Origin of the sequence: Bacillus sp. J14TS2 (assembly GCF_018333015.1) — a bacterium.
Lineage (GTDB): Bacteria > Bacillota > Bacilli > Bacillales > Bacillaceae_C > Lederbergia.
On record NZ_BORE01000013.1, the window covers coordinates 74806 to 97725 of the forward strand.

Genomic DNA, 22920 nt, shown 5'->3' on the forward strand with positions numbered 1-22920 from the left:
AACCTCGTTCTAGATTTAGAGCGAGGTTATGTTTGTTTTAGAAAAATATGATGCAAAATTCAATCGAGTCATGAATAAAAGTATTGTTGTCAGCTTACATTTATTTTTTGTAATGGGTAATTTTCATTTTAAACATTACATGATATAATAAAAAGCGCATTCAAAATAAATAAAGGAGAAGGCAAGTTGGCTAACAATATGATTTGCTTAGATGTTATCAATACGATGTGGTATGACTATCGTGGAACAGGGAAGTCCGAAGATCGCTTAACAAACCCGAAATGGATAGAGTATTTTATAAAGGATTGGCATCTAACTCATTTATCTTATCCTTCTGCTCAAACCATTCATGAATTGCAAAATTTACGTCGGCTAATGAGAGATATTCTTCAAAAAACAACACAGGATCAATTACCAACAGCTGATGAAATAATGGAATTAAATACTTTTATGGATAAAGCAAAACGGAGCCCGGTGTTAATCAAAAGCGATGATCATTTTGAATTGAAGTTTGTATCTGATCAACAGGACTGGGACACTTTTATTTCTGAAATTGCTCTCTCTTTTTCCGAACTATTTACAAAAGAAGAATATAAGCGTGTGAAGTTTTGCAAGAATGAAGATTGTCGCTGGGTCTTTCACGACAATACGAAGAACGGGCGAAAACATTGGTGCAGTAGTGAGACATGTGGAAACTTATCCAGAGTTCGAAAGCATAGAGATACACTCAAGGAGGAAAAACAATGAATACTAAAGAGGTAATAACATCCCAGCTAGAAGCCGTTCATAATAAAAGTGGTTGGTTTGTTTCGTTGGCACAGGCACTAAAAGGTGTGACACAGGATGAAGCAATGTGGAAAAACCATCCAAACGCCAATAATATATGGGGAATCGTAAATCATTTACTTTATTATAACCAGGGTTATTTAAACCGTTTTAAAGGCACTGGGGGAACGCGTTTTACAATTGATACAAATGCCCAATCCTTTGATAACTTAGATGGATATACGTGGGAGGAAACATTAAGATCTATTGATCAAGTGATGCAGGAATGGAAACAGGTCATTGATGATTCAGCGGATGAGCACTTCAATAAAAATGTAGACGCCCTTACCCATTTAACTATTCATACTGCTTATCATATCGGGCAAATTGTAGATATTCGAAAACAACAGGGAACTTGGAAATCAGAACTTGGTGTAGATTAATTTGAAAGGTAGGTATAGATCATGATTATCATACCTCTACAAGAACCGTTTAATTTCGAAGCTGCTATCACTGATTATGGTTGGTGGATGTTGTCGCCGAATTATTGGAATAATGAAGAGCATTTATTTTATCGCCCAATCCAATTAAGTACGGGGAAAAATGTATTATTGTGTATTTCAAAACACAATCATCAATTGATGATCGAAACTGAAACGAATATTCCTTTAGAACATAATGACACCAAAGAGATTAAAGACCAAGTATCCTGGATGTTTAGATTGCAAGATACCTTTGAGCCGTTCTATACCCTCTGTCACGATTATGAGGAGCTTTTACATATCCCCACTAAAAGAAAAGGAAGACTTTTGCGTTCGCCGACACTTTTTGAAGATGTAGTAAAAGTAATATTAACAACAAATACGAGATGGAAGCAGACCATGAATATGGTGAATAATCTTGTGAATGGATTGGGCGAATCCGTAAAAACCAATCATCAGCCTGAAATCAAAACCTTTCCCACACCAGAACGCGTGTTAGAAGCAGGTGAATCATACCTAAAAGAACATGTGCGAGTCGGTTACCGAAGTACATACATTATCGATGCAGCCACAAAAGCTTTAGATCCTGTTTTTGACCTTGAGTCTTATACATCACCAGAAAGTGATAGTACAAAATTAAAGGAGATTAAAGGGATTGGTCCTTATGCATTTAATACACTTTCGATGATACTTGGAAAATATGATTTGTTACCTGTTGATTCAGAATATAAAGCTCATGTTATCAAAAAATATTTTAATGGCGAGCCCCCTACGAAGCAAAAGCTTGAAAGTGTGTATGATAAATGGGGAAGTTATAAATTCCTTGCATATTGGTATGATATTTACTCTTAAAACAGTGAATATATCACTACAACTTCACGTCAGAAAGAAAGGGGGGTTCTGAACTTTTTGTAAACACACTTAAACATCCTTTATAACTAAGGGATATTCAAACATGTACATCATAAGATGCTAAATGCTAGAAGCAAGGACGAACTAATATTCATAAGACTATGAATGAGCCAACTAGGGAGGATAGAGCCATTTCCTAGTTTTTCATTGACATATCCCATCATCCATCCAGCTAAAGCAGAAAAAATAATGATTAGAATGACTAGAAAAGTATTTAGAGAGCTAAATAGGATAACACCATGCAGCAGTCCGAATAAAAGAGCTTGAATAGCATTACCAGCTCCAAATCCCCACCAACCAGAAAAGACTTTTAATAAGAAACCACGAAATAATAATTCCTCCGACAGTCCAGTCTGGACAATGGCATAAATGAAAATAAGCAAGATACTTTGCGGACCCATAGAGGCAAATTGTGCATTCGCTATCATTGTTTTGTCATCGATAACGGAGAGTAAGATAGTTCCCGAAGCCAGTAATATAGCAAATGACAAGATAGAGAAGATAAATGCCTTTGTCTTATTGTGGAATACGGCTTTTTTTAAACCGATCCAATGTGTAAAACTTTCACGTTTTCTAAATGCTATTAGCCAATATAAGAAGGGAATAATAGCGAAAATAATTACTTGTACCAATGCGTCTATGATGGATTGAATAAGCAATAGATTTCCACACTCCTTTGCGATCGTTATATAAAGTCTAGCAAATAAAAGAAAGTAAAGATATAAAAATAAGTCTCTATTTCCTCAAAAGCGGATCAAAATAAAACTTTCCCACGGACCCATTCCGTCTGGTTAAATGTTCAATTCTCTTATTCCATTAAAGTAATAGATGTGAAAACAGCGATTTTAGTGGAGACTTTTCTAACTTTTCATATGGAGCATCAGGAGAACCAGGATTGCAAGGAGGGCAGACTTTGTTGTTCACCATAACAGATGAAAATGGACATGTCGCTTTATTAACAACTGAAATTCAACCTCCTTCTGATGACCCGGAGTACGATGGTCCAGTGTCTGAAGGTGATTGATAAACTACGTTAACAAGGCTAATAGACTCTCAAATATAGTCTATTAGCCTTTTGCAAATTAATTTGTTACAGGCACCCATAATTCAACATCTGCATTTGTTGGTTCTCCATTCAAAAGCACTTCAAGGATTTCTTTGCCATTATATTGTCTAGCATGCTCGCTATCTGCAAAAAACGCCTCTTCCAATTGATCAAATAAAAGTCTTGATACACCATCTTGTGCAGCGAGTACTGCATAATCCTGTGAAGCAACCTCTAGTCTCTCATATCCTTCTATCCAATCATCGGATAGAACCCCAGCAAAATATCTGATCCCATTTTCGCTTGGAATAATAACTGCATACCCCTTTTTATCTTTTGATATTGGCATTAATTCCTTCAGCACACCTATCTTAAATAATTCTTGATAAAATTCTGTCTTTTTTTGCGAGTATTTCTCATCATTTACTCCTTTCCCTTCTATTGCAATACTTTTACCAACAAACCTTGATGCATCTTTTAACTTTCTTTGCATGTTTATAGCCTCCTTATGGTTTATGCTATAATGCTAGCAAACAAAATATGGCAACTATATGTCATATTAAAAATAAAAGGACGTGTTTATCGTGAAAATAGATAGACATATGGGAATTATCTCCTATTTGATGGACCATCAAAAAACAACCGCAAAAGAACTAGCGGAAACGTTCCAAGTAAATAGAAGAACGATTATGCGTGATATAGATGATCTAACAATAGCTGGAATTCCACTATACTGTAAGAAGGGAAAAAATGGTGGAATCTATTTGATGGATGCTGTTGATATGAATAAGCCCCCTTTATCAATAACAGAATTAATGTCCATCGAAACTAGTTTAAAAAGTAGGATGCAAGTACTTGATGATGATGCCACCTTTAATGCCATTTTAAAGTTAAATAAAATGGAAGGAATTGCTGATTTTGAAATTGATTTGTCTCTTTCAAAAGGAAATACTGAATTAAGAAAGCTCGTTTTGGATTTACTCTCAGCGATACGAAATAATCAACTTATTTATTTTGACTATATGAATGCACAAGGAGAAGAATCAAATAAAACAGCAGAACCATATCGCATTGTCTTTAAAGACAGGAGCTGGTATATGGATGCTTATTGTTATTCGACGGAACGATTCAATGTATACAAACTTGCGAGAATAGCTAATTTAAGCACAAGAGGGACTTTTTCTAAAAGAGACTACGAACCCATTTCTTATAATGGTGGTGAGTGGATGGAAAAAGATAAAATTCCTGTGACATTGCTTGTAAACAAAGTGGTGATCGATAGATTTTTAGAGCTGTTGGGAAGAGAAAATGTGAAAAAAGTAGATGATTCTTGGTACTCTGTTCTTTACCCGTTAAAAGATAATGTATATGGATACAACACGCTGCTTGGCTATGGGAAATTTGTAAGAGTGATATCTCCCAACACCTTTCTAAACCACTTCATCACATATATAGATGAGGTGAAGGATGTCTATCAATATGCAGATAGAAATAATACCTGAGATGTGATAATTTGGATTCTATTTCATCAAGCGAGGAGATGAAATAAAGTTGTTGTTGAGGTATAATAAAGCTATCGTATATATACAGAGAGGAGTGAAAAAAGTGACAGAGAAAAATATTGATAATGCTGCTATTATGCAAGCTATTCTTGAGTTATCGGCAGATATGCAGCAAAGATTTGAAGCGGTTGATAAGAGATTTGAAGCAATCGATAAAAAATTTGAAGCGGTTGATAAAAGATTTGAAGCAGTTGATAAAAGATTTGATTCTGTTGATAAAAGATTTGATTCTGTTGAACAAAGAATCGATTCTGTCGAAACGCGATTGAATGCTAAAATAGACTCTGTTGAGGAGAAATTAAGTGATAAGATTGATAAAGTAGATGCAAAGCTGTCGATATTATCAGATGAAATCTTGTCTACGCGGGCTGATGTCAAACTCTTAAAGAAAGCAAAATAGAATGTTTTATTATGAGGGGAGTTTGCAGAAGTAGTTAATATAGAATTGTTTTAAAGCATGCTAAAAATGGATATTAGTTGATAATAAACCAATAGTGTACCTGATTAACAGGTAATGCTGTGGTTTTTTTTATTGCATAGCCGACTATATCTAATACTTTTCTACCTTTTTTGGTGAGGAGAATAGACCTACCACCATTCTATACCATTGATGATATGCTCTCGAATTTGAAGTAGGATGCCTTTTTTTATAGGCAGATTCCATTCAAAGCAAAGCTTCTTCAATGGATCCTAGATTCTGTTTTTCTCTCGTTCTAGTGTTTAAAAAAATTAAAAATTTAATTGACAAAATAATACATATTTTGTTAAGGTAAATAAAGTTTCCTCTGTGCAACTATATTTTAAATTAAAATTCTTTTGACCTAAGGAAAAATACAGAGAAGAGAATAAGCAAGAATTTATAAAAATGGAAAGGGAGTAGGGTATGGGTAAATGCAGGTTATTTAAAGAAATATCAATGATCCTATTAGCTGTAATGCTACTATTTTCAAATCTTCCGTTTTTATCAAGCAGTGTATTGGCGGAAGAAGCTTCAAGTAATGTGGGGGAAAATCTCACAAAGACGTTTGAAAAAGAAGAATTTGTTACATATATTGTGAAAATGGAAGAGCAAGTAGATTTGCAGCAAGCAAAAACGCAAGGAGAGTCAATGGCGAAGTTTAGCCAGAGCACCTTAGCTGATGAAAAAGGCGTTGTCAGAAACTACGTTGTTCATTCATTACAAGAGGTGTCAAATAATACGCAGCAAAGTATGAAGAGTTTTTTAGATGAGAAGAAAGAAGAGTCTGCGGTTCAAAACTATCATTCTTTTTATATTATTAATGCGATCGAGGTCACATCAAATGAAAAAGTAATGAAAGAAATAGCGAAGCGAGACGATGTATTATCTATTAATCTCAACGAAACGTATACGCTAGAAAAAGGCGAGATAGAGAAAGCCAGAATTGAAAAGACGGATGAAAAAAGTAAAGAAACACCCTGGAATTTAAATAATATGAATGTACAAGAATCATGGGATTTGGGGATTGAAGGAGAAGGTGTGACAGTAGGAGTGATTGACTCAGGTGTTGACCTAAATCACCCAGCTTTACAAGACAAATGGCGAGGAAACGACCAAAACACTAGTTATAGTGACGTGAAATATCATTGGTTAGATGTAACACATGAAAATACGGAATTACCAACCGATGGCAATGGTCACGGGACTCACGTAGCTGGTTCTGTTTTAGGACAAGAAGCAGATGGAAGCAATAAAATAGGGGTAGCTCCAAAGGCAAGTTGGATTGCTGCAAAAGTTTTTGATACAAAAGGCGAAACAACAGATTCAGCACTTATTCGAGCAGGTGAATGGATGCTTGCCCCAGGTGGGAATACTGATTTGGCTCCTGATATTGTAAATAATTCATGGTCGATTTCTGGAGCTGGTAAAAATGAATATCTCAGAGAAGTTATTCAAAGCTGGCGAGCTGCTAATATTTTACCTGTATTTGCTGCAGGAAATACTCGTGCAGGTTTGAATGAAGGAGGACCCTCATCTGTTCCAGCACCAGGAAACTATCCTGAATCGTTTACTGTTGGAGCCCTTGACGAAGATAATGAATTAGCCTATTTTTCCCTTTTAGGGCCGTCTCCATATGATGAGACTAAACCTGAAGTTTCCGCACCGGGTGTATCGATTCGCTCAGCTGCACCAGATGGAAAATATGCCTATATGGACGGGACTTCCATGGCGAGTCCACATGTTGCAGGATTGGCGGCGTTAATTTTACAAGCAAATCCAACATTAAATGTGAATGAACTAGAAGAAGTGATTATGGAGACGGCTGATCCTCTAACAGATAGTCAGTTTCCTAGTTCACCGAATAATGGATATGGTCGTGGTATCGTCAGTGCGCTTAATGCGGTAAGTACTTTTACGGATGGTCTTGGAGAATTAGCGGGAGAAGTGACAGTTGAAGGTGAGGATAATGAAGCACCGAAAATTTCTCATACTCCCATTCCATTAATCTTTAATGTACTTGATCAAGGAGTTTATACGAAAGTAGCAGATAATGTTGGTGTCCAATCTGTCGAACTGGAGGTACGCGCAGAAGACTCTTCCGAATGGGTATCTCATGAGATGAAACTTATGACTGGTACGACTGTCAGTGGTGAATATGAAGGCGTCATTCCAGTAGAACAGTTAACTGTACCAGAAACGGAGTATCGTATAAAAGCGATCGATGCTACTGGAAATGAAGTAACGACAGAGATATATACAGTGGAAGTTTCAGAAGGGCTTACAAAAGGATATACTCAAGACTTTGAAGATAATATCGACGGATTTGATTTCCAAGGAGACGATGTATGGGAATGGGGAGTTCCAAGTTCAGGACCGGGAAAAGCCATTTCAGGTGAGAAGGTTATGGCTACAAATCTAGATGGAGTTTATGCAAATGGCACTGAAAGTATGCTCGTTTTACCATTACTTGATCTAAGAGATGAAACAGATCCAACAGTCTTATCTTTCTCACATTGGTATAGCTTAGGCAACTGGATGATGGCATTATTGGACACAGCAGAGGTTTATGTCGGAACACAGCCAGCAGTTGGAGAGGACTTTGAATTTACACTTGAGAAACTGTATGATTATTCGCAAGCTGAATGGAAGACAGATCATGTAGATTTAACCCCTTATCTAGGTGAACAAGTGTATATCATTTTTAATTTACGAGGCATATACGGTTCTGATCTAGGTTGGTATCTTGACGATCTCAAATTAACAGATCCAGAGGTGATCAAACCTGAGACACCAGAAGTAAGCGTTCGAAGCAATGCACCTGGAAGAGTCATTGTCGAATGGACAAAATTAGACCATGACGCTATAAAAGAATATGTCATTTACCGTTCAACAAATCCGTATGAAGGCTTTGAAGAAATTGGTGCAACAGAAGATAGAAGATTTAGTGAAATTGTAGAGGTACAAAAAGGGACGTATTATTATCAAGTACGAGCACGCACATATGCTGGTGATCTAAGTGACCCATCTAATACGGTTAAATGGACGTTTACAGGTGGTGAAGAAATTTACAGTACGGACTTTGAAGATGGAGCCGATGAGTGGACAACAAATGAAGGCAGCGACTGGGAATTAGGAATACCACGAGAAGGCCCAAGAAATGCCGTTTCTGGCGAGAATGTTTGGGGAACAAATTTAAGAGGACCTTACTTACCTGACCAAGAACATATTTTAACTTCACCAACGATTGATTTAACGGGTAAAGAATTTGCGACAATTTATTTCCAACATTGGTTTGACATGGATTATACCATTCGTGAATATGGCCATGTTGAAATTAGTGATGATGGCGGTGAAACATGGAAGGAACTTGCCAGATATCCAAAGGATGGATATGATTCCAATCATCCAAGACAATTTTGGTATCTAGAAGAATTAAATATCGACGAATATATTGGAGAAAAAGTAAATATTCGCTTTCACTTAAATAATTCGTCTCAAAGCCTATGGGGAAATGGTTGGTTTATCGATGATTTTGAAGTAAGAGAAACACCATCTGTGAAAACAGGCTTGAATGAAGTAGATGCTGAGAAAAAGGAAGTCGAAGAACAAGAGGAAAGAATTGAAAATTTGGAAGCACCTACTTGGAGTGGCACTACAGAAGCACAAAAGCTCCAGCAAATGGAAGGGAAAAGCAAAGTAGAAACAAAGCTAGCAGCTTCAACATTACCAATTGAAGCAAACCTTTCAATTATAGAAACGAATCGTTCCACTAAATCAGATGCAGGAACCGGGAAATATTCGTTGAAACATCCAGATGGTGAATACACATTGAGCGTTAATGCATACGGATATAAGCCATTTGAAGAAAAGGTCGATATTCAAGAAAATGAAGTCACGACGAAAAATATTCAATTAGAACCACTTGCAAAAATGACCGTATCTGGAACATTAACAAATGTATTTACAGGAAAACCAATTAAAAATGCAAATGTTAAAGTGATTGAAGATGCGAAAGTAACACCTGTACAGACAGATGAAAAAGGACATTACTCTTTAGAATTGTATGAAGGGAATTATCATTTAGTCGCTTCGGCAGAAGGGTATATGAGTGCTGAGGTTCAAATAACCTCTGATGGAACAGGTGAGCTTACAGAAGATATTGCATTGACGCCATATGAAGCTGGTAACAATATTACGTTATTTTATGATGACGGTACTGCTGAAAATGCTGTCGCTTCTAATGGGAAAGATGCAGGCTATGCAGTGCGCATGACAGCTGAAAAGCAATCCCAGCTATTAAATGCTCAATTTTATTTTTGGGATAAAGGCTGGCCAACACCAGGTGGAGAAGAGTTTCAGTATGCGATTTATGATGCAGACGGAGTGAACGGTCGACCTGGAACATTGCTTGCAGGACCGTATGATGCCGTTGCATCTCTTGACGGAAGTTGGACAGAGGTTCCCATTCTTGACCCACTAATTGTAGAGGGAGACTTTTATGTCGTTTACTTACAAAAGGGCATATCTCCAGATGTACCAGGACTCGCAATTGATACTGATGGTGAATTTGCGGATCGTTCATGGCGGAAAGAAGGTAAACGTTGGAGTAAAGAAAGTGCAGGTTCCTTGCGAAATTACATGATTCGCTCAACCGTACGAGAAATACTAGGTGAAAAGGAAGTTGTTATAACAGATTTAAAAATAACACCTGATTCGCTCGTATTAAAAGAAAATGAGGAAACAGAACTCAATGTAACAGGTATTATGCTAGATGGAAAAGAAAAAATCATCGTACCGATTGATCAAAAAGATATCACATTCAAATCGCTGGATAATGAAGTAGCCACGATTGATGAAGAAGGTACGGTAACTGCAATGGCACCCGGAGAAACAGAAATTGAAGTAACATATAAAGATATAGTCAAACAAGTATCTGTTCAAGTAGAAGAAGGGCAAGAAGCTGTAGATAAATCTGAACTACAAAAAAAGGTAGAAGAGGTTAATGCATTAGATGAAGCTGACTATACAACAGAAAGCTGGGAAGAATTCGCTTCTGTATTGGAAGCAGCGACATCGGTACTTGATAATGAGAAAGCAACTCAGGCTGAAGTAGATGAGGCACTTGCTGCATTAGAGGCAGCCCATAAAGCCCTTGTACTAGTTGAAGAACCATCTGATCCAGCAGATAAAGCCGCGCTGCAGGAAAAAGTAGATGAAGTCAAAGACATAGAGAAATCTGACTATACAACAGAAAGCTGGGAAGAATTTGCTTCTGCATTGGAAGCAGCGACATCAGTGCTGGATAATGAAGAAGCAACGCAAGCTGAAGTAGATGAGGCACTTGCTGCATTAGAGGCAGGGCATAAAGCCCTTGTCCCAGTTGAAGAACCATCTGATCCAGCAGATAAAGCCGCGCTGCAGGAAAAAGTAGATGAAGTCAAAGACTTAGAAGCAGCTGACTATACAACAGAAAGCTGGGAAGAATTCACTTCTGCATTGGAAGCAGCGACATCAGTGCTTGATAATGAGGAGGCAACGCAAGCTGAAGTCGACGAGGCACTTGCTGCATTAGAGGCAGCGCATAAAGCCCTTGACCCAGTTGAAGAACCATCTGATCCAGCAGATAAAGCCGCGCTGCAGGAAAAAGTAGATGAAGTCAAAGACATAGAAGCAGCTGACTATACAACAGAAAGCTGGGAAGAATTCGCTTCTGCATTGGAAGCAGCGACATCAGTGCTGGATAATGAGGAGGCGACGCAGGCAGAAGTCGACGAGGCACTTGCTGCATTAGAAGCAGCCCATAAAGCCCTTGTTTTAATTGAGAATCCGGAAGAACCAGGTAAACCAGATCCAGAAGATCCGGACCCAGAGGATCCGGAGAATCCTGATCCAGGGAAACCCGAATTACCTGAACCAGTCGATCCTGATCCGGATTATTCAGATGACACCCTGTATCCTGAAAAAGGAAAAACAGATAATAAAAATAAGGTGACCCAAACTCCTGAAAAAGATAAAACAGGTAAAAAATTACCAAATACAGCTACGAATATGTACAATCTATTAGGAGCTGGTGCATTGTTCTTAGTAGCAGGAATTACTTTCTTCTTGATAAGACGCAAACGAAAAAATGCCTAAAGCAAGTTAAGAGAATTTGTTAAAACTAGAAAAGCGGTCTTAGCTCGATACGAGCTAAGGCCGCTTTTCTTAGCATGCAACAATCTCTAGCTAAAATATTTAATCCAGAAAATAACACTTCGCTACTTCAGAATTTAGCTATTGTTTCATTTCCGTTTACGGTCTGTTTACTTTCACTTTTTATAATCGAATGGAAGCGTCAGATAATCGCTCCATATTATGAAATAGAAAGGGAAACGAGTATATGAAACAACAGACAATTGTTCAATTTCAGCACACGACCAAAAAGATTGGCAGAAAAACAATCGTAAGCGATTTGAATTTTGCTGTTCCTTCCGGTGAAATTTTCGGATTTCTTGGTCCTAATGGGGCGGGCAAAACAACGACAATCCGAATGATGGTAGGGCTGATAAAAATAAGCCAGGGAGATATTCTGATTAAGGGCCACAGTATTAGCAAGCAGTTTGAGAAAGCAATCCGTCATGTAGGAGGGATTGTAGAAAATCCAGATTTATATAAATATTTAACGGGGTATCAAAATTTAAAACATTATGCGCGAATGGTTTCTGGTATTTCTAAGAATCGGATCAATGAGATCGTTCAAAATGTCGGATTAACGGACAGTATTCATGAGAAAGTAAGCTCGTATTCGCTAGGAATGCGTCAGCGCTTAGGAATTGCTCAGGCATTGTTACATCACCCATCTCTATTAATACTGGATGAACCAACCAATGGGCTTGACCCTGCTGGTATCCGAGAGCTTCGCCATAATTTAAAAGAACTTGCTCATCAGGAAGGCGTAGCAGTCTTTGTCTCCAGTCATCTGCTTGCGGAAATGCAATTGATGTGCGATAAAATTGCTGTTTTGCAAAAGGGGAAGCTCGTCAGCATTGAGAATGTACATGAATTTATTGCAGAGGACAATGTTTCCCGCATATGTCTCGATGTGGAGTCGTCACAAATCGAACTAGCAAAAATGCTAGTAGCGGATTTAAGTAAGACGGCTGTAGTTGGTAGCAAACCAAACCAGCTATGGATTCAGATGAATAAAGATGAGGTGCCAGAGTTAAACAAACTATTGTTAGAGAATGGTGTTCGAGTCTTAAGTATTCATGTACAGGAGCAGACGCTGGAGGACAAATTTCTGAAAATGATGGAGGAAGGGCAATGATCGGATTAATCCAGAATGAAACGATGAAAATCATTAACCGTAAACTGACTTGGATTATTTTATTCCTGTTGATTGTTATAACGGTAGGAAGTTTTGTTATGAACAAAATAAATGAGGAGCCTGTATTCGACTGGAAAAGTGAACAATTGGAACTTATAGAGCGTTATAAAGGGCAATTGGAGATTGATGAGCTTTCACCGCAAATGTATGCAGATACAGAGAATAAACTTCAAATTGCAGAATACCGTCTGGAAAATAATATGGCTCCAATCAAGGAGAATCCGTGGTCTGCTTTGTTACAGTTTTCCGGATTAATTGAAATGGTCATTATTTTTGCCGTTGTCATCGCTGCAGATGTTGTATCAAGGGAATATACAAGTGGTACAATCAAACTATTACTGATTCGCCCGCATAGCCGATCGAAAATCTTATTTTCAAAGTATATCTCTGTAGCATTATTCGCTTTAGGCATGCTGGCATTATTGTTTATGACAGGATATGGTGTGAACGCCATTTTCTATGGATTTGGCAATCTGAACACAAGCGACTTATTCTTAAATGCAGATGGAAAGGTTACGGAAATGAATGTGCCCATGCAAGCAATAAAAATGTATAGCTTGAGCTTTCTTCCTATCCTAAGCTATGTAACACTGTCTTTTGCTATTTCGACGATTTTACGTAATAGTGCATTGGCAGTTGGAATTTCTTTGTTTATTATGATTGTAGGAAATTCCATGATAGAGGCGACTGCCAATTTATCCTGGCTAAAATATTTGCCTTTTGCCAATAGCGATATAAGCCTGTATATTTTCCATTTGCCAGCAAGACCGGAAATGACATTGGGTTTTTCGCTATCTGTTCTGCTTATTTATATTTTGGTGCTGGCGGCCTTAAGCTGGATTATATTTAAAAAACGGGATACAGCTTGATCATGACAGATTAAGATAGAAAGAAGGCAGCAAAGATGCATTCACAAAAAATATTGTTAGTCGATGATGAACCAGGTATTATCCAAATGCTTGAAACGCTACTGCGCAAAGAAGGCTATACCAATATTAGCAGTGCTCATTCAGGAAAAGAAGTAAGGGCAAAAATTGCACGGACAACATATGACCTGATTGTATTGGATGTGATGCTTCCAGATACAGATGGCTTTCAGCTGTGTCAGGAAATTCGCCAAGAGACGACTGCTCCTATCTTATTTCTTACTGCCCGTTCAGGCGACTTCGATATGCTGACAGGACTTGGAATCGGTGGAGATGATTATATTACTAAACCTTTCAATCCTTTGGAGGTTGTGGCACGTATTCATGTACAATTTCGGAGGCAGGAGCAGTTTCGGCAACAAATGGAACAAACAACGGACGTGTATGATTTTGGTTCGCTTACGATTAATAAAAAATCAGCCCAGCTACATGTTAACGGAAATGAAATAGCCTGTCCGGCAAAGGAGTTTGAACTATTGCTTTTTTTAGCAGAGCATCCTAATCAAGTGTTTACAGCTGGGCAGCTATATGAAAATGTCTGGGGATACGATAGCCATGGAGATGAGAAGACGGTTTCCATTCATATTATGCGGTTGCGCAAAAAAATTGAAAAGGATGCAAAACAGCCTGCCTTGATTGTTACATTAAGAGGTATTGGCTATAAGTTTGTACCGCCGGATGAAGGGGATTCGCTATGAAACGGCGACTAAATGGAAAGTTGATTGTCCGGTTTACATTAAGTTTTATTTTGCATCAGTTTTTGTTGATGCTAGTATTAGCAATTCCCGGTGCAGTATATATTTATCTCTTGCAGGAGCCAGATAATCAAGTGATGATTATGGTGCTATCCTGGACCGCAGTAGTATTTTACTTTTTATATTGTTTGTTTTATGGCTATTATTTTGCACGACCGATGTACGGTGTTTTAAGTAGAATAGAAACGCTCTCTATTGGAGATTATATCGCTCCAAAGCAGAAAAAACGATTTCCTTCCAGTCGAATCTACCGTGAAGTCAATGCAAATTTGGAATCCCTTTCTGTTATCCTTCAAGAGAATGAGAAGAAACGAAAGGAATTTGACAAGCTGAGACAGGAATGGGCGGCTGGAGTGACACATGACTTGAAAACTCCATTATCCTATATATCCGGCTATACTGATATGCTTTTATCAGAGAAACATACGTGGAGCGAGAAAGAAAGAAGAGAGTTTTTACAGCTAATCAAAGAAAAATCAATGCATATGGAAGAACTGATTTCTGACCTTGGAATCGCCTTTCGAATGGATCAATCACTGGATATCCAGAAAAATTTTCAAGAGATAGAATTGGTGGAATTGCTTCGCAGAGTGATAGCTGAAACAGCTAGTAGACCTGCCGATAAGGAGATTTCGTTTGAATTCATAGTCAATGATGAACCTGTCTATATAAAAGGAGATATACAACTGTTCCAAAGAGCGTTTACGAATTTGCTAGTCAATGCAGTTGAACATAATTCAGCAGGCACAAATGTTAAAGTTTCGATCCAAAAAAGAGCACAGGCAGAAGTTGTGATAGAAGATAATGGTAAAGGCATGGACGAATATACAGTTAATCATTTATTTGATCGTTACTATCGAGGGACTTCTACAGAAAAGCCATCAGAGGGAACCGGCCTTGGAATGGCGATTGTTCAGCAGATTATCGCTGCTTATGGAGGAGAGATTTCCGTAAAAAGTGAGCTGGGACAAGGGACGGTTATTGTCGTTCATTTGCCCCTTGGTTAAATATTATGTTAGATCATATAAATGGGAAACATTCCCTGTTACATTAATGTACCAAGCATTAACAGGAAAGTAATTCCCCCACCTCAAGGCTTTAGTGAATAGAGAGAAGTATAGGTGGGGGCACTGAATAAAGTTTCACTTTATCCGGCCTGTTCTTTTTGAACACGCCCTATAACAAACTTAGTATTATTTACAAGAATGAAAAGATCAGCATATAAACACCAGCAACAACCATTGCTATGACAAGTCCAATGACGATCCCTCTCATAAATGCTACGAAATGAAACCAGTAATTATGATACTCTTTGACCATATCTTCAGTGCCGGGAATACGAAACCTTTTTACATGTCGAAAAAGCAACCAATCTATCACAATCAAATCATAGAGACCGACAACTGTAAATAAAATAAACATATGAATGAATGCATCCAGAAATCCTTCTGAACCAGCAATCCAGACAAGTAGAACGCCAATTATGACAAACACGATCGCACCAATCAGCTTGAATGATATCTTATCACTTCTACTCGGAATTCGCCCCTCGTACTCTTTCATTGATTTAACGCGCTCCTGTATTTTTGGAGGATAGTTGTACAATCCTTTTACAGGGTCATTTTTAAGCACTTGAATAAATATAGCAAGAGAGAACAGCAGACAGGCAACAATGCATTGAATGAACAGAACCATTTTTCATCATCCCTTTCTTGAAAGAGGCTGGAGCATAACTAAATTGCTAACCTTCAAAGACGAACAATGAATTGCTTTAGCGGAGGAAATATACGAAGACTCCTGCGGGAGCAAAGGCCTCGGTGAGATCCCGGAGTGCGATAGCACGAGGAAGCTCACCAGCCGCCCGCGGAAAGCGAAGTATATTTCCGGAGAGAGGTATCTGAACCTAGTAGTTCGGTTTTGGCTTGTTTGAAACCACTTTTGTCTCAGCCTCTTGATTTTTAAAAGAAAATTCAAAATTAATTAGCGAAAAAAACTAACTGTTTCATAATTAATAGCCCTAAACGAAAAGGTTTCAAATATACAGAAATTTCCCTCGTAAAAATAAGTTTACCTCAGGAAACTTCAGGAGTAAAGTAAGAATTTCAAACAGCTGAGAAAGTATTTATCATGGAGACGAATAGCAATATGTACGGCTTATTTCCCCTCGTTCTGAAATTATAACGGGGATTTTTTGTGTTTATTCCGTATTCTAAGACCACACTTCAAGACTTTAGCGAGTGTAGAGCGTAGGGGATTAAACTGCCCTAATTTAGGTTCTAGTTCCTAGCAAATGTACGGTTTCTGCTCGACACCTCCTTTATCTCAGGGCTACAGGATGTAGGTCAGAACAGCGTTGCGCCAGGACGGCGCGTTTTTAGCTGTTCATCCTTACTATGAGAGTTTGTACGTCGCTAAACAGGCGCTTGCGCTTTTGTTCTGGTTTAGGAAATTATAAAATTGTAGCTTGTGGATAACTGTTTACATTACGGTTGGTGTCTAGCTCCAGGCGCCATCGGCTCGAGGTCAAATAACCTGAGCCAAAGAAAGGCAAAGAACGCCTTTCTTTAGCTCAGAACATTTGCTTGTCGCCGATAGGCGGGCGCCTTGCGCTTTTCTTGTTGCTTAGGAAACTATAAAATTGCCGCTTGTGGATAAGTTGTAATTTTGAGTTTTGTCGTCTAGCTCCAGCGCCCAGCGACTAGCAAACTTTCAGCTTCTTCCTACGATAAGTCAACATCGGCTCATTCTTCGCCGTGTATCCTTTATCTCGTCAGAAGCTTAAAAAGTTTGTACGTCGCTAAACAGGCGCTTGCGCTTTTGTTCTTTATCAAAATGTAATCTTTTGTTATCGATTGTTTATAAATTCAAATGTGGCAGTTTATTTATCATAGCTATACTGGGGGAATACAATCGACATGTACATTACCTATAGAAAGGAAACTGCCTGATGGGTGCAACGACATTATTAGAAACACATAAACTGTCAAAATCATTTCATGGTAAAACCGTTATCGACAATCTAGATCTTAACATTAAAAAAGGGGATGTATACGGCTTTCTTGGGCGTAATGGTCAGGGGAAAACAACGACAATTCGGATGTTAACTGGCTTGATTTTTCCCGATTCTGGGGATGTTGTGATGAATGGGCTGAATCTAAGGACTGATTTTAAACAAGCGATTTCTCAAATTGGCGCAATAGTAGAGAATCCAACTTTTTATGACTATCTCTCTGGATATGAAAATTTGGCTTTGATGGTTAATCTAATTCCCGGTATGGATAAAGAAAAAATAGCAGAGGTATTAGAAAAGGTTGGATTGACGACAAGAGCGAAGGACAAGGTCTCTGCTTATTCATTGGGGATGAAGCAACGCCTGGGGATTGCGAACGCGCTTTTAAATGACCCGCAATTAATCATTCTTGATGAACCAACGAACGGACTGGACCCACAAGGTATGATCGAAATAAAAGAAATGATCCTTCAGCTTTCCTCTGAAAAAAATATTACCTTCTTTATTTCAAGTCATTTACTGCACGAGATTGGGCAGATATGTGACCGTGTCGGGATTCTAAATAAGGGGAAGCTTCTTACTGAAGGAAATGTCAGTGAATTAATTGCCGGCGGAGACGTCCATTCCTTGGAAGAATTATACTTCAATCTAACCAGCGGGGGCGGGAGGTGATGAGACTATTAAAAAATGAGCTGTACAAACTTTTTAAAATGAAGAAATTATATGTTTTTATGATCGTTATGCTGGGGATCACTTTGTTAAATTTATATGATTACCAGCCTGGTGGTTCGGAAATGACAGTGTGGGATTTTCAGTATGGACAATCTGTTCCGCTGACGATGATCCAGATTTTTGCTCAATTTATGATTATTTTTATCCCGATTGTTGCAGCGGATAGTATTAGTAATGAGTATCGGAGTGGAACTTTAAAGTTATCTTTACTGCGACCAATTACTCGTTCAAAACTACTGCTGGCAAAAATAATGACATTGTGCGTATTTATCGCTGCTTCAACAATTATCTTTTTAATTCTATCTTATACATTAGGAATTTATTTTATTGGTTGGGGAGAGGCAACAGAGTATATGGGAAATACTTACACGCCAATTAAAGGAATTGGTGTAACCATCGCAGTCTACGCTTTATTTATTTTACCAACCATGGCATATGGCATTATTGCTAGCTTTATAGCTGTGTTAGCCAAAAATATGAGTACAGCGATCATTATATCATTGGTTCTGATTACGATTGGATTAAACCTAAATGATATGACAGCCATTGCTCCTTATTCTTTAGCATATCATCTAATGTACCTTCCCGAAAACTTTATACAGACAGAGGATTGGCTCGGAATGCTAGCAAATATTAGTGTTGTTCTCATTTATGCTGCTGTGTTTGCGGGGCTATCCTTCTGGACATTTAAAAAGAAAGAAATTGTCTATTAAGTGATTCGCATGGAGATGATCAAATGGTTGGTTTAATCAAAAATGAACTATACAAATTCCTTAAGCAAAAAAAGCTTTATCTATTTATGGGAGTTATAGTTGCCGTTCAGCTAGTAAATGCATTGCAGTCTAGACATGCATCCCATTTGTTAAATGGGCAGTCTTTTCCTTTGGAGGCACTAGCTGAAAGCTCCCTTTATATCACAATGTTTCTGGCTGTATTTATTGCGGAAACCATTGTAGAAGAATATAAACGGGGTATGTTTAAAATGGTATTAGTACGCCCGATTAATCGTAGCCAATTTATTTTTGCAAAGTCGATGGGGGTATTGGTTTGCATCTGTTTTATGGTTTGTTTTACCATACTCACTGCCTATGGTATAGGATTCATTTTCTTTGGTTGGGGAGAGCATATGCTTGTTCAAGGAGAACCGCTTTTTTTAGGTGAAAACGCAGTTATGTTTACTTTAACTACGGCATTTGCTTTTATCTTGCCTGTCTTTGGTTTTGCTATGTTGATCTTTTTTATTGCATTATTATCACTGAATGTTGGGATCACTATTGGTGCTGCTCTAGCCTTATTTATGTTTGCACCCTTATTGAAGGGAAGTATTCAAGATTATTCAATTGTGCATATTATGAATACTTTTCCTGCGTTATTTATTAACCAAACAGCTTGGCAAGAAATCTCTTTTAATATCGGAATTATCTTAGCCTATATTATCCTCTTTTATATTGGCAGTTTTCTTTTTATTAAAAAGAAGGATGTGTTGGTATAATTATGAATATGAAAGGAGGGGATGTGCCATGCGAAATATGAAAATTCTGGTTGTGGATGATGAACTGGAAATTGCCGAATTGATGAAAGATTATTTGGAAGAAGAACAATATGAGGTGAAGATTAGTACAGATGGTGAGGAATGTCTGACACGCTTTCGTGAATATCAGCCAGATCTTATTGTCTTGGATATTATGTTACCGGGTTTAGATGGGATGGAAGTATGCCGGACGATACGAGCAGAATCTTCTATCCCCATTATTATGCTTAGTGCTAAAAAATCAGAGGTTGATAAAGTTTTAGGATTGGGTTTAGGTGCGGATGATTATGTTGTGAAACCATTTAGTCCAAGAGAAGTGGTGGCAAGAGTAAAAGCACAATTAAGGAGACATCATCAATTCTCCGCATCTCCTAAAAGTGAAAAAGAGGTACCTAGCAATGAAGTCTTATCATTTGAACAGCTAGAAATTAACTTGAATGCTTATACAGTAAAAATAAATTCGCAACAGGTGGAATTCACAACCAAGGAATTTGAGGTGCTGCGATTTTTAGCCACGAAGGTGAATCAGGTCTTAACCCGTCAACAAATTTATGACCAGGTTTGGGGAGTCAATGAGTATGGCGATCTCAACACAGTAACCATACATATTAAAAAAATTCGTCAAAAGATAGAAGAAGATATCACCTCGCCTAAATGGATAAAAACTGTCTGGGGAGTAGGCTATAAATTTGTAGGAGACAAAAGATGAGATTGGGGGTAAAAGGGAAACTAATCTTGTCTTTTTCATCTATGTTCCTGTTTCCGATAGTGGTTGCGCTACTTTCTGGGGTTTATTCAAATAGTATCAGCTTTGGAAGCCTTCTTCCACTTCTCCTTGCTTTGCTTATCCCTTTTGTTATTGGGGCATGGGTTACTGGATGGGTGATTTCACGAAATATTTTGGCACCACTGGGTGAATTAGGGCATGCAACCAAAAAGATTCGTGAGGGGAATTTTGATTTTGTGATTTCCTATCAGGAAAATGATGAGATGGGTGATCTATCTCATGCATTTGATGAAATGAAGGGGGAGTTAAAGGAATTAAGGGAAAAACAAGCTGCGCATGAAACAGCACGCAAAGAATTAATCGCCAGTATTTCACATGATTTACGTACTCCAATGTCATCGATTAAAGGCTATGTAGAAGGATTACAGGATGGTATTATTCATGATGAAGAACGATTTCAGCGTTATATTTCGGTGATTAAAAATAAAACGGAAAATCTCGATCACCTAATCGAAGCCCTTTTCCAATATTCGCAATTAGATATGAACAATACAGAAGAAGGCTTTTCCGTTTGGAATGCTGCAGAATTATTGGAAACAATTATCTACCCAATGAAGATGGAATTTACCGATACACCCATCCAACTGAAAGTTATCAAGCCATTTCCAAAGGCTGACCTGTCTGTCAATGCAAAAGAAATTGCCCAAGTTTTTGATAATTTAGTAAGCAACGCCAAAAGATATGTTGATACTAAGGGAGTGATAACGATTGAGGGAAGTGCTGATGATCATGCTCTTAAAGTTTCAGTAACAGACAATGGAGCAGGTATAGCACAAAAAGATTTACCATTTGTATTTGATCAATTTTATCGTACAGAGAAATCTCGCTCCCGTCATTTCGGCGGTGCCGGACTCGGATTAGCGATCTGTAAGAAAATTATTGATAAACATGGTGGTGAGATTTGGGCAGAGAGCGAACTAAATGTTGGTACATCCTTTTATTTTACGATTCCTATTTTAAAGAAATAGAGTAGATGTCACACAGCTTAAAAGTGCTATAAAGGATTATAAATTCTAATAATATTGCCTATGATTGATCATCTCAACAAGCGTAGAAAATAGCAATTCAGAAGAAACTTAAACAGGCCATGCATGATAGAATAACTGGTAGAAATGCACATGAATTCAGCCATGATAATAATACTAAGAGGAGATGTTGTATGGTTATTCCGTATATTACCTTTAATGGGAATTGTAAGGAAGCAATAGACTTTTATTAAGATATATTCCAAAGTGAAGTCAAAATGTCACAATCCTATGGAAGCTATGTACCTAATGGTATTAAACATCCTCCAAAGAATTTAGACACCTGGATTTTGCACGCTGAAATGCAAATATGTGGGACAAACTTTTGGTTTGCCGATGATGTTCTGCCAATAACAAAGGGGAACTCAGTTAGACTTACTACAACCGTATCCACCGCCGAAGCGGCGCGTCGTATCTTTAACAAGCTCCAGGATAATGGAATTGTTACACTTCCTCCTACAGAAGCTTTTTATACCACCTTTCATGCGGCTGTAACTGATAAATACGGGATCCACTGGAACATCGTTGCCGAAGAGGAACCCATTCAAAAAACGTGATTGCCACAATCTCCTTCATTTACGTATGGATGATGGAGATTGTTTTATGTTGCCAGTCGAATAGTAGGTCCAAACTTCTCGTCAAAGAGGGAACATGTCACCAACCCCTTGTTATTTCTAGGAGGTCACCCTTTAACCACATTGCTAAACCTCCCTTGGATAGGATTTTTCCTTCCTTTTAACAAAAATCTTCCTCGATAATTGCACATCTATCCTATGTTTTTCATCATCTACTATCACTCAATATCACATTATTTATATATAATGTTTGAGAATTAATATTCTTTAAATACAGATGCCTTCAATAGATCCTTTTGCAACTCATTAATCACTCTTATATCGTTTTCTTCTAAACGATCTTCAATGATAGCCTTCAATATTTTGACAACACATGCCCCGTATAATTCACTAATTATATTTTTTGATGGTATATCTGGATAATGGACTAAGAATATTTCTTTGTAAAAGATTTCGAACCGATTGGTTAAGCTTAGATTTTCTAATTCTATTTGAAGGAGTTTCCCTAATTTTTTCTTTTCTGGAATTATTAATTTGTTCATGATCTCTGCTAACAAATTGCTGAAAACTGTATTTTCCTTGAAGCGTTTCTTAGCATAAGAGTCAAATTGACTCATATAATCATCGATGATCTCCTTGAGGACACTTTCTTTGCTATTGTAATGTGAATAGAAAGTGGATCGACTGCATCGAGCGTATTGGCAAATTTGTTCTACAGTAATGTCTCGATATTTTTCTATGTCTAAGAGTGAAAAGAAAGCTGTCACGATATTTTCTTTGGTCTTAACAACACGGATATCAACCATAATATCACCAAATTTCCGTACATTTATGATAATTTTGTACGTTTTCGAACACATTGTCAAATATATTCTTAACATTTTACAGCCATTAGATATCATTGATACTGAGATAAGGATAAGGTGAAACTTCAATTAGTGGAGGTTTTCCTCAAGAAGGGCTTTGCAGCTAGTTAAACAGGATAAA

The 22920-nt window shown here is 37.8% G+C and carries 20 protein-coding genes; 16 read left to right on the plus strand and 4 right to left on the minus strand.

Annotated elements, in window-relative coordinates; all coding sequences use genetic code 11:
- Positions 1-186: 186 nt before the first annotated feature.
- The 3 genes from KI375_RS18930 to KI375_RS18940 are packed head-to-tail and all read left to right on the plus strand — an operon-like array spanning position 187 to position 2099.
- Complete coding sequence (locus KI375_RS18930) at positions 187-747, plus strand: CGNR zinc finger domain-containing protein (protein WP_212975002.1); 561 nt, start codon at positions 187-189, stop codon at positions 745-747.
- Positions 744-1208: a DinB family protein gene (locus KI375_RS18935; RefSeq protein ID WP_212975003.1), complete on the plus strand. Its 465-nt coding sequence runs from the start codon at positions 744-746 to the stop codon at positions 1206-1208. Before KI375_RS18930 ends, KI375_RS18935 begins: the two co-directional genes overlap by 4 nt.
- A gap of 21 nt (positions 1209-1229) precedes the next feature.
- The gene (locus KI375_RS18940) at positions 1230-2099 is read left to right on the plus strand and encodes a DNA-3-methyladenine glycosylase family protein (protein ID WP_212975004.1); all 870 of its coding nucleotides are present in this window, start codon (positions 1230-1232) and stop codon (positions 2097-2099) included.
- A gap of 110 nt (positions 2100-2209) precedes the next feature.
- On the opposite strand, the gene KI375_RS18945 is transcribed toward KI375_RS18940, so the two are convergent.
- Together KI375_RS18945 and KI375_RS18950 are read right to left on the minus strand one after the other, a co-directional pair.
- Positions 2210-2818, minus strand: coding sequence for a CPBP family intramembrane glutamic endopeptidase (locus KI375_RS18945; RefSeq protein WP_212975005.1), 609 nt, complete (start codon positions 2816-2818; stop codon positions 2210-2212).
- A 423-nt stretch (positions 2819-3241) separates the two neighbouring features.
- Positions 3242-3697, minus strand: a complete 456-nt coding sequence (locus KI375_RS18950) for an effector binding domain-containing protein (protein WP_212975006.1) — start codon at positions 3695-3697, stop codon at positions 3242-3244.
- A 91-nt stretch (positions 3698-3788) separates the two neighbouring features.
- Here KI375_RS18950 and KI375_RS18955 point away from each other — a divergent pair, with 91 nt between their 5' ends.
- From KI375_RS18955 to KI375_RS18985, 7 genes are all read left to right on the plus strand, one after another.
- Positions 3789-4706, plus strand: coding sequence for a helix-turn-helix transcriptional regulator (locus tag KI375_RS18955; RefSeq protein WP_212975007.1), 918 nt, complete (start codon positions 3789-3791; stop codon positions 4704-4706).
- A 103-nt stretch (positions 4707-4809) separates the two neighbouring features.
- Positions 4810-5166, plus strand: a complete 357-nt coding sequence (locus KI375_RS18960; RefSeq protein WP_212975008.1) for a hypothetical protein — start codon at positions 4810-4812, stop codon at positions 5164-5166.
- 483 nt (positions 5167-5649) lie between these two features.
- On the plus strand, positions 5650-11361 hold the full coding sequence (locus tag KI375_RS18965) for a S8 family serine peptidase (protein ID WP_212975009.1): 5712 nt from the start codon (positions 5650-5652) through the stop codon (positions 11359-11361).
- Between the two features lie 244 nt (positions 11362-11605).
- Positions 11606-12532, plus strand: a complete 927-nt coding sequence (locus KI375_RS18970) for an ABC transporter ATP-binding protein (protein ID WP_212975010.1) — start codon at positions 11606-11608, stop codon at positions 12530-12532.
- On the plus strand, positions 12529-13461 hold the full coding sequence (locus KI375_RS18975) for an ABC transporter permease (protein WP_212975011.1): 933 nt from the start codon (positions 12529-12531) through the stop codon (positions 13459-13461). Before KI375_RS18970 ends, KI375_RS18975 begins: the two co-directional genes overlap by 4 nt.
- A 35-nt stretch (positions 13462-13496) precedes the next feature.
- Entirely contained in the window at positions 13497-14216 is a 720-nt protein-coding gene (locus KI375_RS18980) for a response regulator transcription factor (RefSeq protein WP_212975012.1), read from the plus strand.
- On the plus strand, positions 14213-15280 hold the full coding sequence (locus KI375_RS18985) for a sensor histidine kinase (protein ID WP_212975013.1): 1068 nt from the start codon (positions 14213-14215) through the stop codon (positions 15278-15280). The genes KI375_RS18980 and KI375_RS18985 overlap by 4 nt, the downstream gene beginning before the upstream one ends.
- A gap of 190 nt (positions 15281-15470) precedes the next feature.
- On the opposite strand, the gene KI375_RS18990 is transcribed toward KI375_RS18985, so the two are convergent.
- Positions 15471-15836, minus strand: coding sequence for a hypothetical protein (locus tag KI375_RS18990; RefSeq protein WP_212975014.1), 366 nt, complete (start codon positions 15834-15836; stop codon positions 15471-15473).
- Positions 15837-17220: 1384 nt separating this feature from the next.
- On the opposite strand from KI375_RS18990, the gene KI375_RS18995 reads away from it, so the two are divergent.
- The 6 genes from KI375_RS18995 to KI375_RS19020 all read left to right on the plus strand — a co-directional run bounded on the left by KI375_RS18995 (position 17221) and on the right by KI375_RS19020 (position 21915).
- Positions 17221-17955, plus strand: a complete 735-nt coding sequence (locus KI375_RS18995) for an ABC transporter ATP-binding protein (protein WP_212975015.1) — start codon at positions 17221-17223, stop codon at positions 17953-17955.
- Entirely contained in the window at positions 17955-18728 is a 774-nt protein-coding gene (locus KI375_RS19000) for an ABC transporter permease (protein WP_212975016.1), read from the plus strand. The genes KI375_RS18995 and KI375_RS19000 overlap by 1 nt, the downstream gene beginning before the upstream one ends.
- Before the next feature lie 23 nt (positions 18729-18751).
- Positions 18752-19507 (plus strand): ABC transporter permease, encoded by a 756-nt coding sequence (locus KI375_RS19005; RefSeq protein WP_212975017.1) that lies wholly within the window; start codon positions 18752-18754, stop codon positions 19505-19507.
- A gap of 28 nt (positions 19508-19535) precedes the next feature.
- Positions 19536-20255 (plus strand): response regulator transcription factor, encoded by a 720-nt coding sequence (locus tag KI375_RS19010; RefSeq protein ID WP_212975018.1) that lies wholly within the window; start codon positions 19536-19538, stop codon positions 20253-20255.
- Positions 20252-21301, plus strand: a complete 1050-nt coding sequence (locus KI375_RS19015) for a sensor histidine kinase (RefSeq protein WP_212975019.1) — start codon at positions 20252-20254, stop codon at positions 21299-21301. The genes KI375_RS19010 and KI375_RS19015 overlap by 4 nt, the downstream gene beginning before the upstream one ends.
- A 275-nt stretch (positions 21302-21576) precedes the next feature.
- Entirely contained in the window at positions 21577-21915 is a 339-nt protein-coding gene (locus tag KI375_RS19020; protein ID WP_212975020.1) for a VOC family protein, read from the plus strand.
- A gap of 275 nt (positions 21916-22190) precedes the next feature.
- Here the strand turns inward: KI375_RS19020 and KI375_RS19025 are convergent, their stop codons facing one another.
- The gene (locus KI375_RS19025) at positions 22191-22814 is read right to left on the minus strand and encodes a TetR/AcrR family transcriptional regulator (protein WP_212975021.1); all 624 of its coding nucleotides are present in this window, start codon (positions 22812-22814) and stop codon (positions 22191-22193) included.
- Positions 22815-22920 lie beyond the last annotated feature (106 nt).